This window comes from Arthrobacter sp. R4-81, from assembly GCF_054792365.1.
The window spans coordinates 3,638,282-3,655,115 of the sequence record NZ_CP096445.1; the positions used below are offsets into that span (position 1 = coordinate 3,638,282).

The 16,834-nt window shown below is 61.3% G+C and carries 12 protein-coding genes; 3 read left to right on the forward strand and 9 right to left on the reverse strand.

Annotated features, from left to right (window positions below):
• Window positions 1-179: 179 nt before the first annotated feature.
• Complete coding sequence (locus M1E05_RS16770; RefSeq protein ID WP_461163642.1) at window positions 180-5,375, reverse strand: DUF7927 domain-containing protein; 5,196 nt, start codon at window positions 5,373-5,375, stop codon at window positions 180-182.
• Between the two features lie 646 nt (window positions 5,376-6,021).
• On the opposite strand from M1E05_RS16770, the gene M1E05_RS16775 reads away from it, so the two are divergent.
• Window positions 6,022-6,351 (forward strand): DUF6457 domain-containing protein, encoded by a 330-nt coding sequence (locus M1E05_RS16775; protein ID WP_461163643.1) that lies wholly within the window; start codon window positions 6,022-6,024, stop codon window positions 6,349-6,351.
• 64 nt (window positions 6,352-6,415) lie between these two features.
• Here the strand turns inward: M1E05_RS16775 and M1E05_RS16780 are convergent, their stop codons facing one another.
• The 4 genes from M1E05_RS16780 to M1E05_RS16795 all read right to left on the reverse strand — a co-directional run bounded on the left by M1E05_RS16780 (window position 6,416) and on the right by M1E05_RS16795 (window position 11,495).
• Window positions 6,416-6,817 carry an ester cyclase gene (locus M1E05_RS16780; RefSeq protein WP_461163644.1) on the reverse strand — a complete coding sequence of 134 codons (402 nt, stop codon included), beginning with the start codon at window positions 6,815-6,817 and terminating at the stop codon, window positions 6,416-6,418.
• Between the two features lie 407 nt (window positions 6,818-7,224).
• The gene (locus M1E05_RS16785) at window positions 7,225-9,552 is read right to left on the reverse strand and encodes an FdhF/YdeP family oxidoreductase (RefSeq protein WP_461163645.1); all 2,328 of its coding nucleotides are present in this window, start codon (window positions 9,550-9,552) and stop codon (window positions 7,225-7,227) included.
• A gap of 122 nt (window positions 9,553-9,674) precedes the next feature.
• Complete coding sequence (locus tag M1E05_RS16790; protein WP_461163646.1) at window positions 9,675-10,058, reverse strand: DUF7882 family protein; 384 nt, start codon at window positions 10,056-10,058, stop codon at window positions 9,675-9,677.
• Window positions 10,059-10,133: 75 nt separating this feature from the next.
• The gene (locus tag M1E05_RS16795) at window positions 10,134-11,495 is read right to left on the reverse strand and encodes an MFS transporter (protein ID WP_458113407.1); all 1,362 of its coding nucleotides are present in this window, start codon (window positions 11,493-11,495) and stop codon (window positions 10,134-10,136) included.
• Window positions 11,496-11,665: 170 nt separating this feature from the next.
• Here M1E05_RS16795 and M1E05_RS16800 point away from each other — a divergent pair, with 170 nt between their 5' ends.
• The gene (locus M1E05_RS16800) at window positions 11,666-12,661 is read left to right on the forward strand and encodes a glycerophosphodiester phosphodiesterase family protein (RefSeq protein WP_461163647.1); all 996 of its coding nucleotides are present in this window, start codon (window positions 11,666-11,668) and stop codon (window positions 12,659-12,661) included.
• Window positions 12,662-12,686: 25 nt separating this feature from the next.
• Here M1E05_RS16800 and M1E05_RS16805 read toward each other — a convergent pair whose 3' ends face one another.
• Entirely contained in the window at window positions 12,687-13,037 is a 351-nt protein-coding gene (locus tag M1E05_RS16805; RefSeq protein ID WP_461163648.1) for a GNAT family N-acetyltransferase, read from the reverse strand.
• A 174-nt stretch (window positions 13,038-13,211) separates the two neighbouring features.
• On the opposite strand from M1E05_RS16805, the gene M1E05_RS16810 reads away from it, so the two are divergent.
• Window positions 13,212-14,882 carry a RecQ family ATP-dependent DNA helicase gene (locus tag M1E05_RS16810; protein WP_461163649.1) on the forward strand — a complete coding sequence of 557 codons (1,671 nt, stop codon included), beginning with the start codon at window positions 13,212-13,214 and terminating at the stop codon, window positions 14,880-14,882.
• Here M1E05_RS16810 and M1E05_RS16815 read toward each other — a convergent pair.
• The 3 genes from M1E05_RS16815 to M1E05_RS16825 all read right to left on the reverse strand — a co-directional run bounded on the left by M1E05_RS16815 (window position 14,866) and on the right by M1E05_RS16825 (window position 16,790).
• Window positions 14,866-15,498: a ScbR family autoregulator-binding transcription factor gene (locus M1E05_RS16815; RefSeq protein WP_461163650.1), complete on the reverse strand. Its 633-nt coding sequence runs from the start codon at window positions 15,496-15,498 to the stop codon at window positions 14,866-14,868. The genes M1E05_RS16810 and M1E05_RS16815 overlap by 17 nt on opposite strands.
• A 122-nt stretch (window positions 15,499-15,620) precedes the next feature.
• The gene (locus M1E05_RS16820) at window positions 15,621-15,926 is read right to left on the reverse strand and encodes an acylphosphatase (RefSeq protein WP_458113402.1); all 306 of its coding nucleotides are present in this window, start codon (window positions 15,924-15,926) and stop codon (window positions 15,621-15,623) included.
• A gap of 108 nt (window positions 15,927-16,034) precedes the next feature.
• Entirely contained in the window at window positions 16,035-16,790 is a 756-nt protein-coding gene (locus tag M1E05_RS16825; RefSeq protein ID WP_461163651.1) for a hypothetical protein, read from the reverse strand.
• Window positions 16,791-16,834: the final 44 nt, after the last annotated feature.

The following is a 16,834-nucleotide window of genomic DNA, read 5'->3' on the forward strand; positions in this document are numbered from 1 at the left end:
ACGCGCGTCCCCATAGGCAAAGGCGGAATGTGTTACCTGAGGCGAAGCAACGGGTTGTAAAACGGATGCAGGCTCCCTTTATTCGGGAGCCTGCATCTGTTCGACAGCTGGTTGCCTCAACCAGTGTCTCGTTCCGGTCATCGCCGCGTCGGGGGAAGCGGCGATGACCGAAGTTTGGGTTAGAGCAGAACTCCTTCTTCTTCCTGTGCGGCCTTGCGGCGGATAAAGATTAGGCTTCCACCGGCTGCCAGGAGCAAGGCCCCGAGGAGCAGGAGTCCGCCGACGGCCTGGGCGCCGGTGTCGGCAAGATCAGCTCCAGGCGGGATGACCGGCACCATCAGGGGATCGATGGGATTGTCGGTGCAGAGCGGGCTGCCTGCTGCGCAGATGGGCTCTTCACCGGTGGCCGCAACAACGTTACCGAGGCTGTGGTTGGCACCCTGGGCGTAGGGCTTAACCGTGACAGTGTAGGTCACCTTCGCGGTGTCTCCCGAGGCCAGTGCCCCGGTAAACAGGATGGTCTCGCCGCTGGTGGTGGCACTTACGCCGTTGCCGGTGCTGTTTGGCCCGGCCTTGAGGGTCGCGTCGTCGAGAACGTCCTTCATATGGTCCGTGTACGCGATGACCGCTTCAGCCGCTTCCTCATTGGTGGAGGTGTTGGTGAACGTCACTGTGTAAGTAACGTCCTGTCCATCCATGACCTTCGTCCCGGACCCCGGATCGGCGGTCTTGGTTACCACAATGTTGGAGACGTAACTGAGCGTGCAGGCTGGGCGTTCTGCATTTGTTGGTACACACTCCGCCGCAGGCTCGGCACCCTCGTTGACCAGGAAGTTTCCGAGCCGATCATCACCGCGTTCCCCGTCAGGGTTGACTGTCACAGCATAGGAGACGGTGACCAGCTGGCCGGGCGCCAGCGAACCGGCGACGGTGAAGCGGCCGTCTGCCACGGGGGTAAGGGTGAGGGCAGGGTCAGAGCTCACCGGTGCGCCGGTGATGGTTGCGTCATCCAGTACCTGGGTCAGGACGTCGTCCTTGTTCACCGCCACCTCACCTGTTCCGGTGTTCTGGAAATGCAGGGTGTAGGTCATGACCTTCCCCGGCTGCACGGCTGTGCCAGATACCGGGTCAACGGTCTTCCAGGCATCAAGTTCACCAATGAAGTGCTCGGTGGCCGGCGGCGGGCAATCCTGCGCAACCAGACACATCGGTACGTCCGGAGTGAGGATGTTCCGGCCGCTGTTGTTGCCCCGTTCGCCGTCAGGGTTGATGGTTACCTGATAGGTGACGGTGACGGTTTGTCCCGGCTGGATCATGCCTGTGGTCCGGATCTGGTCGCCCGACCTCACCGCCGTGACGGCCGGGACTGAGGAGAGCGGCTCCGAGGACACGATGGCATCGTCGAGGACGTCCGCGAGGTTATCGGTGGAGTCCACCGGACCTTCCGCCTGACCATTGTTAGTGAATGAAAGGGTGTAGGTTATGACCTGACCGGCCCTCACTCCGCTGCCTGTGGCCGGGTCCGAGGACTTGGACGGCACTACGTGGGGCAACAGCGTGATCACATTTACAGGAGGATCACAGATCTCCGGTGCCGTGCATAGAGCCTGGGCGGAGTTGGAGAGCGAATGGTCCCCGGCGTTGGTTACTCTCACGGTGTAGGTGATGATCGCGCTCTGCCCGATGCCCAAAGCTCCCGTCCAGTTCAGGGCCGGTGCCGAGTAGGAGAGCTGGCCGGTGGTTGAGGTTGCATCGTTGTTGAATGCCGCATCGTCCAGAACTCCGGTCAGATCATCAACCGCCGCGGCGGGTGCATTTGCTGGATAGTCAGCTGCGCCGTCGTTCGTGACCGTCACGGTGTAGGTCACGGTTCCACCGGTGTTCACGCCTGTGGTGGCATTGGAGGTCTTCGTCACCGAGACGTGATTGATGGGGTTGGTGGTGCGGCAGGTTGTGTCGTTGGGAAGGCAGTTGGCATCCCCGCCGAGCACGTTTGCGAGCACATGATCACCCTGCTGGGCGAATGCATTCACCGTCACCGTGTAGGTGATTGTATAGGTGGCCCCTGCCGGGACGGATCCAGCGATGTCAATCCGTGATCCGTTCACCACAGCGGTGAGGGCAGGATTGGACGCTGTCGGGCCGGTCGTTATAGTCGCGTCATCGAGGACGCCGGAGGCATCATCGAACTCGGCTACCGTGGCGGCAGCCTGGCCGGTGTTTTCGAAGTGCAGCGTGTACGTCACTGCCTGACCGCCGGTCACAGATGTCCCGGAGGCCGGGTCCGCACTCTTGCGTGTCTGCAAGGCCGAACCGGGAATCCGGACCGACCGGCAGGGATCGACGGCGTCCAGGGCGAGTCCCGCCGGTACACACGCGACGTTCACCAGACTCTGGTCCCCGCCGGTTGAATCGTAGGTCACCGAATAGATGATGGTCGCGGTGCCCCCGGCAGCAAGCGGACCGGACCAGTTGAGCTCCTGCGCCCCGGAGTCAAAGGAAACCGTCCCCGCACTAGCGGTGGCGTCGTTGTTGTAGGCAGCGTCGTCGAGAACGTTGGAGAGGTTATCGGAAGCTGTTCCAGGGGCGGCGGCCGTGAAGTCACCGGGTCCGGCGTTGGTGACGGTGACTGTATAGGTCACAACTCCGCCGTCGACAGGCAGCTCTGTTGTGTCCGCGGTTTTCGAGATGGTCAACCGTGGCAGCTCCGTCGTCGTGTCTGCACAAGCCGAACCGTCTGCTTCAGCGTCCGGGACGCAGGCACTGTTGCTCACCTGGCCATCGCCGCCGGGCTGCAACGTGGCGGTGTAGGTGATGATTGCGGTCTCGCCAACCTTCAACGGACCGGACCACGTCAGACTGCTGCCGGTGAGTGCCGGCTGCGCCGAGGTTGACCCGTCGGAGAAGGACACTGTGGCGTCGTTGTTGAACTCCGCATCATCCAGCACACCCGAGAGGTCATCAGTGATGGTCGCCGGCGCCCCGGCAGTGTAGTGGCCGGTTCCGGTGTTTGATGCGGTCACGGTGTAGGTGACCGTGTCCCCGGGGCGGGTGTCCGCGGTGGCGTCCGAGATTTTCTCAAGCGACAACGCCGGATTTAGTACGGTCACAGCGTAGTCCTCGACCTCACCGCCGGCGGCGCTGCCTGTCGGCTGGGGATCACCGATGACTTCACTGAAGATCCGGAACCGGGCATAGGTGTCTGCCCTGGCGGTTCCGCCCGGAAAGTCCAGCTGGTAGCTGTTCGTCCCTGAGTTCGCCGGGACCGTCACCGTCACCCGTTCCGTGGTCTGGAAGGCACCGTCACCGTTCAGGTCGATCCAGCCGGCCAGCGTCACGTCAGCGTTCGAGTCATTCGTCGCGGACACCGAGACGGTGGAGGCCTGGTTCCGGGTGATGACGATAGGGCCTGCAATGCCGTCCTCGTCAGCACCGTCGCCCGTTGCGGTGGCACCTGGCTGGCCGTCGGGCTCGATGTCCCGGAGAGTGCCCAGGGTGGGGCCACTGGCGACATGCGCTGCACCGTCGGCGGCAATCAGCGTGCCGTAGGAGGCGGGTGCGTCACCGAACTCACACGTGGGCATGAAACTGATGTCGTCGATCGCCAGGTCGTTACCGCTGCCGCCGGGTGCGCTGTTCATCAGCTCCAGCCGTACTGTTGACTGCGAAGCTGCGAACTGCAACGCGAACCGGTGCCACTCCAGCGACGAGGTACCCGCAATGTCGCCTGTGTCCAATTCTGACAACACCACTCCCGTGGCGGGATCCACTACCCGGAACTTCACGTTCGGCAGAATGGGAGATCCTACGTTGTTCGCATTCGTGATCCACGCGGCGAAATCGTAAGTGGTACCTGGAACCAATCCAGTGAACGTTCGCTGGAAAAAGAGCCCGGGAGTGAATGAAGCGTTGATCACCATCATCCGGCCGTTGGCATCGTCCATTGTGTGATCTGAGGCTGTATGCCACCACCCGCCTGCGGCACCCGGCAGGGCTGACAGCAGCGCATATTCGCCGTCGTTAACAGCGGCGGAACCTTCGTAGAGGTACGTCGTCTGACCACCGGGCAGGGGTGCACCGTAGCCTGTCCCTGCACCGAAGGTCTCTACGAACGGCGCCGCGCACGAGACAGGAACCAAAGTGGCGACGCGCGCGAGGTAGTCTTCCACCTCTCCGTCGGTTGCTGCACCCAATGCGCGTTCGTCTACGGCCGGGGTGTTGGGATCGTCCAGGAGCTGGTCCGTTGTGAGACGTAACCTGATGGGCGGCGTAGCGCCATCCTGGAACGCGGTCAGCCCGGAGAATTCCAGACTGGCGCTGGTTGCACCAGCTGGCACCGCAACCGAGGTGAACTCGTTGGCTTCGAAACTGCCGTTGTCGTTCGCGTCGATCCACCCGTAGAGGGTTGCATCGGCCCCGGAGCTGTTGGTGACTGACACCGGAAGCGTCGCGTTGGTCGCCCCAGGGTTCAGGGTAATTGGTCCGGCGACACCGTCTTCGTCTGTACCGTCACCGGTGGCGGCTGCGTTGGGCTGACCGTCGTGTTCAAGGTCAACCCTTGCCCCGAGCATCAAGGGCGCGGTGCCGGTTGCCGCGTTGAAACCGGTCACGATGTGGCTGGGCCCGTCATCAGCTTGAAGCGTTCCTGTTGGTGCGTCGCCGAAGTCCTCGCAGGGGCTGTCGCTGCCAAACCGGAAGTTGTCTATGAACAGGCCAGTGTTTTGTGTCGCAGGTGCGGTCTGGTTCTGCAGCCGGATTGTTGCCGATGTGCCAGTGGCAGTGAAGGTCTGGGTGAAAGTGGACCAGGTGACTGTGTACGCCCTCGTCTCCGGTACTCCGGCCGTGCCGTTGCTGACGGCGTCAACCGAGGGTGAGAGCGAGGCCAATGAGGTGAACCCTCCACCTTGACTCAGCAGCACGGACCCACGCGAGGCCCCCGCTTGGAGACCGCTGTAATCGATGGAGAACGTGTACTCCGCTCCCGGGACCAGACCAGTGAACGTCTGCTCCATCGTCGCCGGCGCAGTGCCCCAAAGATCGATGCTCTGATCCCCATCGCTGGCGTTGTTGTAATACCGGAGAATGTCGACCGTACCCGCGACCGTGCTCCAGCCACTCATCGTGGCTTGCGAGGTACGGAACATGTTGTAGCCGCTGATGTAGGCGTCGCCTGCCACCCGGTTGTCCGGGTCCTGGATGTTCGGCGTCTCAAACGAACCGTTTTGGGCAAGGCTGCATGCCGCAGATACTGCTGCGCTGGCGGGGACCGCGGTGGTAAGGGCGTTGGTGAACGTCAAAAGGCCGAGCAGCAGCATAACAACTGATGATGCAGCGACGGTGCGGGTCGCTTGGGGCAGGCACCGTAAATTCCCCATGACTAAATACGGACTCTGACTTGGATAGTTCAACTGCGTACCACCTGACGGTTGGATGAGGGCATCAACGCGCCCTAACGATTCTTGGGGTCGCATCATTCACAGCTGAAGGCTCTGTAATTTGCTCCCCCAGCGTAAATACTAAAGGTAAATTTTGGTCTGTCAATTATTCTGTTTTAACGCTAACAACCGCAAGAGAATGCAAGGTTACTTACTAGTACAAAATCATAAGTTGGCTTGTTTATAGGCCGTCTTTGTCCTGACATGGCCGGGCGGCTTGGCCACTAGATCCCGCTCCTTCAAGGAACTGGGCGGCAGCCCTCCTAAGGCATAGCCAAATACATAAGCACTTCAATTCCTTTATTGACTTCAAAGGGAAGCGACGATTTTGCAGAAGGGATATAAAGCCTTCCTTGGAGATATATGTATTAGGCAAATGTCCACTTTTATCAGCAGCAAACAAGGCAGCAGGGAACTCTGACGGGCGCCCACACAGTTCTAACCACGGAGAGAGTGAAAGATGACGCCGCGGCTGGGACGGATGCCGGCAAGCTCTCTCCGGTGACTTAGCGGACGAAGCCTTGTAGTGTCTTGGGCACCGGACCAGCGCATGTATTCGTGCGCACATCCCAAGCAAGGAGGAACGATGGCTGCCGCCGATGACGAACTACAGATCCTTAATGAGTGGAGCCAGCGGCTGTCCCAGGCTCTGCAGCTCCTGGATCTCGAGATCGACCAGGAATTGCTCCTGGATCTGGCCAGGAAGTCTGCGGATTCGGTGATTCACGCATCCGCTCCGGTTACTACCTTTTTGGTGGGCTACGCTGCCGGACTCGAAGCCGGTACGGGAAGCGCTGGCTCCAAAGCGTCGTCGGGAGCCGCGATCCGCAAGGCCGCCGATGTCGCCTTCCAGCTGTGTGATCGCGGAGCCGACGGCGGCCCGGCCAGCAAGGGCTGGGCGGACACCGCGCAGTAGCGGCATGTCCGCCCCACCTCTGCATCACCGGGGAATGTGAGCTCCCCCTGGGACAATCTGTCTCTCAAGCTCCTGGCTTGGACAGGGATTCGGAGAGCAGTCCGAGTTGTCCCAGGAACTCCATCTGGTCAAAGTAGAACGTGTGCTGTTTAATCAGGCCACCCTCTATGTGGGCAACGTCGCAACTCCTGACCCTGATGCTTTTGCCTGTGGGAGGCAGGCTTTCGCCGGATGGCAAGGGCAGCGGTCCTGTGTTCGTTCCAGTGACAAAGCCCTCATCGATCGCTACATTCCCAGCCTCATACTTCGCCACGTACTCATAGTCGACGTCAGGGAATGATTCCCCGAATTGCGACAGGTAGCTGCTGATTGCTTCCTGCCCGGTGATCTCGCCCTGATCGGGAGTTATGGCCACGGCATCCGCGGCGTAACATGCTGCCTGGGCGCCTTTATCTTTAGCTGTCATGGCCGAGGTTAAGCGGTCCATTACCTCGCGCGCCTGTCCCATTTTTCGACCTCCTTCTAAAGGGCGGCCGCACGGAAAGGGCGGGCCGCTCCATGGCTGGGCTTCTGTTCAGGCAGAAGCCGACTCCAGTACACGCCCGGCAGGGGAGAGAGTCAATGGCTCCAGCCAGGAGATGCTGTGCCGGAGTCCGTCTCCCCAGCAAGGCCTGTTAATGGACGTAGTTGAACTCGAGAAGCTCAGTTCCTCGGCCGGTTTGAAGCCCAAACGCTCGTAGAGGCGGCGCGATTCGGAGGAGGGCGAGAGGACGATTCGAGCCGCTCCGATACTCCGCGGGGATTATCGTCAGTGGTTCCCTCACGAATAATCAGCATGGAAGTACTTTAGTGGGCGCCGTCAACCGACGGTGTCTACCCGGCCGCGGACGGCTCATCGGCCAGCTTCGCAGCTGGCTCCAGCCGGACAATGACTCCCTTGGAAACCGGCGTGTGGCTTCCCTCGGCAACGCTCTCCAGCGGAACCAGCACATTGGCTTCGGGGTAGTAGGCTGCCGCGCACCCGCGGGCGGTGGGATAGGAAACCAGCCGGAAGTTCCGCAGCACCCGATCAACGCCGTCAGCATAGACGCCATGGACGTCAACGTACTGCCCGTCGCTCAGGCCAAGCTCGGCAAGATCCTCCGGGCTCACAAACACCACATGGCGTCCCTTTTTGATCCCCCGATAGCGGTCGTTGTGCCCGTAGATGGTGGTGTTGAACTGGTCGTGTGAGCGCATGCTTTGCAGGATCAGCGTCTTGTCCGGCCGCTCCAGGTATTCGAGTTCGTTGACTGTGATCATGGCTTTGCCCGTTGGCGTGTTGAACGTCCGTGAATCACGCGGGCCGTGCGGCAGAAGGAAACCGTCCCGCTGCCGGATCCGTCCGTTGTAGTCGTCAAAGCCCACCACCACGCGCGAAATGTGGTCACGGATGAGGTCGTAGTTCCGCTCGTAGCCTGCCCAGTCCGCCTGGATCCGGTCACCTACCACGTTCGCTGCGAGCCGGCTGATGATGGCCACCTCGGATAGAAGCTTCGGCGCCACCGGATCGACTTTCCCGTAGGAGGCGTGGATCGCGCAGACAGTATCCTCCACTGACACAAACTGTTCGCCGGACTCCTGGATATCGATCTCGGTGCGTCCGAGGGTGGGCAGGATCAGCGCTTCCTTGCCAGTAACAGTGTGCGAGCGGTTGAGCTTGGTGGAGACCTGGACTGTCATCTCCGTGTTTTCCATGGCCGCTTCAGCGGCCTTCGTGTCCGAGATAGCAGCCACCAGGTTGCCACCGACCGCAACGAAAACCTTGATCCCGCCGTCGCGCATCCGCCGGATTGTTTCGACTGAATCCGCGCCGTGTTCACGCGGCGGCTCGAAGCTGAATTCCTTGCCCAAAGCTTCCAGGAAAGCGGGCGGCATCTGCTCCCAGACCCCCATGGTCCGATCGCCCTGGACGTTGCTGTGGCCACGGATCGGGGAAGCTCCGGCGCCGGGTTTGCCGATGTTTCCGCGCAGCAGCAGGAGGTTGATGATCTCCTTGATGGTGGCGACAGCCTTTTTCTGCTGCGTGAGCCCCATAGCCCAGGTGATGATGACCTTATCGGCCTTCAGATAGCGCCCGGCCAGTTCGTCGATTTCTTCGCTGCGCAGGCCGGTGGCCTTGAGCACCACGTTTTCGTCAAGGGTGGCGAGGTGATCCTTAAGCTCCTCCAGGCCCTGGCAGTGCTTCTGGAGGAAGTCATGATCCAGCACTGTTCCGGGGCTTTTTGCTTCGGCTTCGAGCACCCGCTTGGAGATTGCCTGCAGGAGCGCCATGTCGCCACCGATGCGGATCTGCACGAACTGGTCCGCGAGCTCCGTCCCCCGCCCGATGATGCCCTTCACCTTTTGCGGATTCTTGTACCGCATGAGGCCGGCTTCAGGCAGGGGGTTGATGGCGACGATCTCAGCTCCGGCCTCCTTGGCTTCCTCCAGTGCAGTCAGCATGCGCGGGTGGTTGGTGCCCGGGTTTTGGCCCATCACAATGATCAGGTCCGCCTTGGCGAAGTCGGCGTAGGTGATGCTGGCTTTGCCGACGCCGATGGTCTGGCCCATGGCCCAACCGGAGGACTCGTGACACATGTTGGAGCAGTCAGGGAGGTTGTTGGTGCCATAAGCCCGCACGAACAGCTGATACAGGAAGGCGGCCTCATTGGACGTCCGGCCGCTGGTGTAGAACGCGGCCTCATCCGGGCTGTCGAGGCCTTTGAGCTTGTCCGCAAGGATGGAAAAGGCGTCGTCCCAGCTGACCGGGCGGTAGTGGTCCTCCCCGGCCGGCTTGTACACAGGTTCCGTGAGGCGTCCCTGCATCCCCAGCCAGTACTCGGTTTGCCCGCGAAGTTCGCTCACGCTGTGCTCGGCCCAGAACTCCGAACCGATCACCACCGGCGTGGCCTCCCAGGTGACGGCCTTGGCGCCGTTCTCGCAGAACTCGAAGGTCTTGCGGTGGTCAGGATCCGGCCAGGCACAGCTCATGCAGTCGAAGCCGTCTTTCTGGTTCAGCGCAAGCAGCGTCTTCCGCGACCGTTCGAGTCCCATATGCTCAATTGCCGGCTTCATGGAGTGGTACACACCGGGGATGCCTGCCGCCCACTTCTTCGGGTGGTCCTTCACCTCGACGTCTTTCTCGTCGACCTCTTCCACCCGCGGGTTTTTGTCCGTCACGCTGCCCACCTCTTGGCTGTCAGAACGGCATTCAATCGGCTCCACGTATTCAGCACCGAAATGCGGCCGGTTGCCGTTATTTCAGGATTAGCAGGTGCGGACAGGCAGCGCAAGCACAAGAATCAGTCCCGCTGGCCCGCGGTGGCGTTACTGTCCGAATCAATCGAACTGTCCACTTCATCTTCCAGGCGCCAGGAGTCGATCTCGCCCTGGGAAGGCAGGACAAGTCCACCTGCGCCCTTAATCACCGTCCAGTAGGTTTCGGCCAACTTTTCGTTGAGTTCGGGAAGCTTCTCGTCGTCGTACTCAAAACGCAGGGAACTTGCCGGTGAAATCCAGATCACTGTAGTGACCGGTTGTCCGTCAGAATCACCGGAACTGCGAAGGAACATTCCATCGCCCAAGGAGAGACGCCGGATCAGTACGCTTTGTACCGCCCGGCATACCTCTTCCTCGAAGTCCATCACCATGTCCCGCCCGTAGCCCCCCACTATCAGCCTTGGCATATAAAATCCCCTTTATTTAGTCTCCGCGGACGATGTACTCCAACCCTACACACGCCAACTGATTACCCGGCAGTACTACTCTGTCCGCTCCCGCCAGAGCAGCGCCACCACGAAAGCCACGGCGCCGAGCCCCAGCATCACAAGTACCATAAGGCCCCAATTCGCCTGACTGACGCCGCTGCCATAGAGGAGGCCGATCAATACAGTGGCAGTGATCGCGCCAAGGTACCGGGAGGTCTGGTAGATCCCTGCCGCCACTCCCCTTTCCTGCGGCCTCGTGGAGACAAACATTCCCTGGCTGGAAGAAATGCTCACCATTCCGTAGGGCACACCCAGCAGCGCGGTGAGTGCAAGCACCAACGGAACGGCGAGGGACCCGGTCAGGGACCACATGGCGCCGGAGGCAAGGGTCAGGAGTACGACGCCGGCGATCAGCACCCGCCGCACACGGAACCGCTCGATCGCCCGGACGGCGAACGGCGTCGAGACCACTGACATAGCTGCCAGGGGCAGCATCAGCAGGCCCACGATTCCGGGGTCGTAACCCCCTGCTTCCTCCAGCAGTTGAGGCAGCCCGAAGAAGGCGAAGTAGTAGAGGCCATTGAAGAGGGCGAAGCCCACATAGACCAGCAGGAGCGGCCGGTTCCTGCCCAGCAGCCGCAGGTCCAGGAACGGCGGGCTGAAGCACAGCTCACGCCAGACAAACAGCACAGCCAGCAGCATACCGCCGGCCAGAAGCCACCAGCGGAAGTCAGGAAGAACGTTCAGCAGGGACATCATCACCAGCATGAGTGAACCTACGAAAGCCAGGATTCCCGGAATATCGGAGTCGCGCAGCAGCTCGGATAGTTTGCCGCGCTCCCGCTCGGTATCGGCGGGTGCGTACTTCCAAACCAGGAACAGAGCTGCGAGCGATAACGGGACATTGATCAGGAACAACGCCTGCCACCCCAGCAGGCTCACGAGCACACCACCGATGACCGGCCCGACTGCAGCTGCGGAGGTGTTGGACATCTGGATCCTGCCAAGCGGCCGGGTTGACTCGACGTTCGCCAGGCGAGCAAGTGGCCCCACCATGACCACTGCACACGGATAGGCGCTCGCTGTCCCCAGCGCCATGAAGGCGCGGGCAACGCAGACCAACAGGAAGTTCGGTGAGAACGGGGCGAGGGCACACGTCACAGCCACCAAGGCCATACCGAACAGGTAGAGCCTCCTCGGTCCGAACCGGTCCGCCAGCCGGCCCATTACCGGCTGCCCGGCAGCTGAAGTGAGGTAGAAGACGGTGATGACCCAGGTGACGGTAGGGACATCGAGCCGGAAGTCCGCGCGCAGCACCACCAGGGCGACGGCGATCATGGACGAGTTCAGCGGGTTCAGCGCGGTGCCGAGGCTGAGGCCGGTGACGGCGAGTCCCGTCCGGGGAGTGTTGCTCACGGCAACAGTCTGGTCCACAGCATGGATGCACCACGAGTCTGTTACAAGTGATTTGCGTCCTAGCGGTGCTGTCCAGGATGTAATCAGAGGCGATTGTGAGAAAATCGGAGCTATCGTTTCTGGTCTGATGCAGCTCGGACCTTCGGTGATTTCAATAGTGTTGGGAAGCAATGAAGAGAGTCATGGCTTGCGGCATATTGCTTGCCATCGCCCTGTCAGGCTGCAGCGGAAGCCCCACCCCGCCGTCGGATGGCAGGTTCTTCGACCTGCAATCGCACCGCGGTGGCCGCGGCGACTGGGCAGAAGAGTCATTGACTGCCTTCGCCAGGTCGCTGGAGCTGGGCGTGACCACTCTTGAACTCGACACCCATCTGACCGACGACGGCAAAGTGATCGTGTGGCACGACAGGGTCATCCAGGCCGCCAAGTGCAAAGACACGGCCCCGGCCACCCCCGGTGACATGGAGTTCCCTTACGTCGGTGACCGTGTGGCCGAGCTGTCCCTGGCGCAGGTCAGGACGCTGATCTGCAGGCCTATAGACGTCGCCGGCCAAGCGAATCAACACGACGGCGAAGGCAGCAGGATTGCCGAGCTCAGGGACGTCTACAGACTGGTCCGCGACTACGATGCCACGGAGGTCCGGTTCAACGTGGAGACCAAGGTCCAGCGGGGCAAGGACGGCGATGACGGAGCACTGACCAAGGCAGTGGTGGACGAAATCTACCGGGCCGGAGTGGCAGAACGGACTACTGTGCAATCCTTCAATTGGTCCTCGCTGAACCTGGTCCAGAAGATCGCCCCGCAGCTTCCCCTGGTGGCCCTGTCCCATGGGCCCGAGTGGCTGGGAGTCGGAATGCCCGGGGAGAGCCCCGAGCTAGGCGGCATCGACATTGACGACTACGATGGCTCCCTCGCAAAAGCCGCTGCCGCCCAGGGCTACGACGTCATTTCGCCTGCGGTCGAATCGGTCACCCCTGAGATGATCGCAGAAGCCCACGACTTGAAGCTGCCGATCATTCCGTGGACCGTCAACTCTACCGAAGAGATGGAACGCCTGATCGATCTGGGCGTTGACGGGATGGTAACGGACAACCCCGCCCGCCTTCGGTCTGTCATGGAGGAGCGTGGGCTGAAGCTGCCGAAGGCCTACAAACGTAAAGCCTGAAACGGCAACGTGAGCGAGGCTGGCTTCAGGACCTTGCGCCTTGGGCAAGGGCTGCGTCGAGGAACTCCAGATGGACAGCCGTGACCGGGACCCTGCTCTCCTCGTACTCCGGGTGCTTGGTTAGGAATTTCTTGATGTACGGGCAGACCGGGACTATTTTCAAGCCCTCCTCCACAGTCTGATCAAGAGCCTGTACAGCCAGCTTTTTTGCGAGACCCTGGCCGCCGTACTCCTCATTAATGACGGTGTGGTAGAAGATACGCTGGCTGGGATCTGGGCCGTAAGTCCGGTAAAGGGCCTTGCCAATGACCTTGCCGTTGTCCAGCACTTCGAATCGTTCGCGCTCCGGGTTGTGCCGGATGGTAATCCCCAACATCTGCATCTCCTTGGTTCTTGAGGCTTACTACTGCCTCGCCTGGTTGCCCCCAGCCTAGCCGTGGCCAGCACGGGAAGTGGAAGCCCGGGCTTTGCCCGCACCTTCGCTCCAGCTACTCTGTAACTCACGGCTAAAGCAACCTGGCCGAGGATCGTTCCGCCGGGGAGCAGCACAATGACGCACCAGCCAGCCGACACCGAACTTCGAGAGACAGCCTCAGCCTGCTTCGGTTGGGAAACGCTCAAAGATGGCCAACTCAGCGGTATGCGCGCGCTTGTCGCGGGCCGCGATGTGCTGGCCGTGATGCCCACAGGCTACGGAAAATCAGCCATCTACCAGGTCGCAGCGCTTCACCTGCACAGCGAAACGCAACGCCCCGCCGTCGTGGTTTCCCCTTTGATTGCCTTGCAGGAGGATCAGGTGGAGGGACTGCTCGAGGTGCTGGGACCCGGCGCAGCGGTGGTCGTCAACTCCTCGCACAGTGACTCGGAAATCCAGGACGCGTGGGAATCCGTGGAAGACGGAGATGCCGCTTTCCTCTTCCTCGCACCGGAGCAACTCGCTAAAACCGGAACGGTGGAGCGGCTCGCAGCGCTGAATCCGTCGCTGTTCGTGGTCGACGAGGCCCATTGTGTCTCTTCCTGGGGTCACGATTTCCGTCCGGACTATCTGCGGCTGGGCGAAGTGCGGGCTCAGTTGGGCAACCCGCCGGTGGTCGCCCTCACCGCCACCGCTTCTCCCCCGGTCCGCGACGATGTTAAGCAGCGCCTGCGGATGAACGATCCGCTGGTCCTGGTGCATGGTTTCGACCGAGCCAACATCGGACTGGAAGTGATCCGCCATCATGAGGATAAGCAGAAGCGGAACACGGTCACAGAGCAGGCGGCACAACTCGTATCCAGCCTCCAGGGTCCCGGACTCTTGTATGCGGCCAAACGCAAGGACACGGAAAAGTACACCCTGAAGCTTGCCCAACGCGGGCTCCGCGCCGAGGCGTATCATGCTGGCCGTGCCGCCTCAGATCGCGAGCGCATCTATGACGACTTTATGGACGGCAGGCTCGACGTCGTAGTCGCCACCACCGCGTTCGGCATGGGAATCGACAAGCCCGACGTCCGTTTTGTCATCCACGCGGATATCCCCGAATCCTTGGACAGTTACTACCAGGAGATCGGCAGGGCAGGGCGCGACGGCGGGCCGGCCGTGGCGGTCCTGCACTACCGTGCCGAGGACCTGGGCCTGCGCAAATTTTTCAGCACGCACACTCCTGATGAGGAATCCCTGCTGGCAGTCCTTGAGGCCCTCCGCGCCGCCGACAACTTCCTCGCTGCGAAAGCACTGGCGGAATCAACAGGTTTTTCAGCCCGGCGAGTCACTGGCTTGCTGAACCAGCTCCAAGAGACCGGCTCCGTCAAGAGCGGCAAGAAGGGCGCAAAGCTCAAAGCGAAAGCCGCGCTGTCCGAGGTGGTGGACCGCGCCGTCGAACTGGCCGAAGCCCGCCAGCGCGTGGATACTTCACGCATCCAAATGATCCGCGGTTATGCCGAAACAGATGGCTGCCGGCGTCAGTTCCTGCTCAGCTATTTCGGCGAGGACCTGCCGGAGCCGTGCGGAAATTGTGACACCTGCACAGACGGGTCGGCGTACGACGTGGATGACACTACGAGCAACGGTGAAGACGAACCCTTCCCGCTGCAATCCAGCGTGGTCCATAAGGAATGGGGCCCTGGCCTGGTGATGCGGCACGAGGACGACGTGATTACAGTCCTGTTCGAGCAGGAGGGCTACAAAACGCTTTCCCGCCAGGCTGTGGAGGAAAACCACCTGCTCAAACGAGAGGCCTGAATTCGTCCAGGGTCAGGAATTCGTGCTGGGCTGAGGGCGACAGGGTGAGCCGGACAAAGGCTGCCAGCTCTTCAACGCGTTCCGTTAGGTCCTCGCGGGCCGTTAGAACGTTCGACACCATCTGAACACCGGTGAAGCTTGCCACGAGGTACCTTCCAAAAGCACCCGCGTCTACCTTGCTGGAGATCTCCCCGGAGGCCTGGCCCTCAAGCGTGAGCTGTTCCATGATTTGCATCCAGTCGGTATAGGGGCTCCTGATGCGTTGACCGAAGGTTGATGACTCCAGAGTCAGCCGGATCCCTGCCCGCACCACAGGATCAGTCTGGAGAAGGCTGGCAAAACATGAGCACAGCGCGCAGATAGTTTCAATCGGTCCAAGGCTGCGGGAAAAGACGTCGGCAGCTGACTCTTTGGTCCGGGCATGCTGGTCTTCAATGACGGCCAGGGCGAGGAGCTCCTTGGATTTGAAATGGAAATAGAGGGCGCCCCGGGTCACTTCCGCTGTCTCCGCAACCATTTGAAGGCTCGCAGGGCCGTACCCCACGTCTTCAAACACGGCGGCCGCACCGCGAACTATCGCCTTGCGGGTTTCCACAGCCCGGTCCTGAAGTGGCACGCAGATTTCCTCTCCCCAGTTTCCGCTGCTTTCCCAGCTTCCTCTGCGCAGGGTCCGGATCCGGAGGCGCAGCGAACATGGTCAGTCTAGGCGTATCTGCGGCCGATCAGTCGACAATCCGGTCAGTCGACAATCCAGAACTCTTTGAATTCCCCGGTCGCCGGCGTCACTGACTCCTCGACGTTGTCCACGCGGCCAGGCGGATGGCCTGACCTAAGCCAGTTCCGGAAATCCAGCACCAGCGGCTGGGGACCTTCGACGACGACGGCGACAGTCCCGTCGTCGTCGTTCCTCACCGTCCCGGTGAGTGCAAGCTCGTCTGCTTTGCGCTGGGTCCAATACCGGAAACCCACGGCTTGGACCATGCCTTCAACACGTGCCGTCAGCCGCACATTTTCTGCTGCGTCCGGTCCGGAACTCTCACCCATGCCTCCAATGTAACCGCCGTTCTCGGGCCGTAGAAAGAGCCCCTGTCCCGGGACCCGTTCCCGAGGCAAAGGCTCTTTCTGCTGACCGCACCGACCTGCTGCGCGGCCCTAGCTGGCTGGCCGCAGCGAGGTGATCATCTTCTTGATGTCCTTGTACTCCTGGGTTTCCATGTAGGCGTGCGGAGTGTCCACGTGCGGCTCATTGCCCGGGGTGGTGTCGAAGGGGTTGTAGACCCCGGAGAACATAGCGGCGTTTGGCGGCCAGGTGAAGAACTGGAAAATCGGGCAGGCGTCAGGGCCTGTCGGTTCCGGGCCTGAAGTGATCCCGTAGGCAAGAACATTCATCTTCATCGGATCCGTCTGGGTGGCATCCATCCTGGATTCGAAGATGAAACGCGGGGTCTCACCGGACTGTGCCAGAGCGGGAACGGGTTCGGAATCCAACATTGCGTATGGCTGCCTGTCGGTGCACGTCGAACCGACGGCCATATGGGTACGGAGGGTCGCCAGCGGCTTTCCGTTGGGGTTCGTGATCTCCAGGAAGACGCCACCACTGGCAGGAGTTTCACCGGCCGGATCCTTGATGGTCCACGTTGAGGGGTAGTCAAACGTCAAATCGCCGTCGGTCGTGGTGTACGTGGCCCAACCTTCTGATGGCGTTGATGCTGTCTCGGTGGCTGAAGCGGTGGCCGTCAGTGTCGACGTCGACGTCGGGCTTGCGGAGGCCGTGGAAGTTGCGGTGGGGGTTGGGGAACCGGCCGCTCCTGTTCCGGGGGCCGACGCCGGCGCTCCGCAGGCGACCAGCAGGAAGGAGAGGCATAGGGCCCCTGAAAGGGCAAGGACGGATGGTGCGGTGCGGTGCATCTGTAGCTCCTGGTTATTCATGAGACCGCCAATAATTCCTCAAT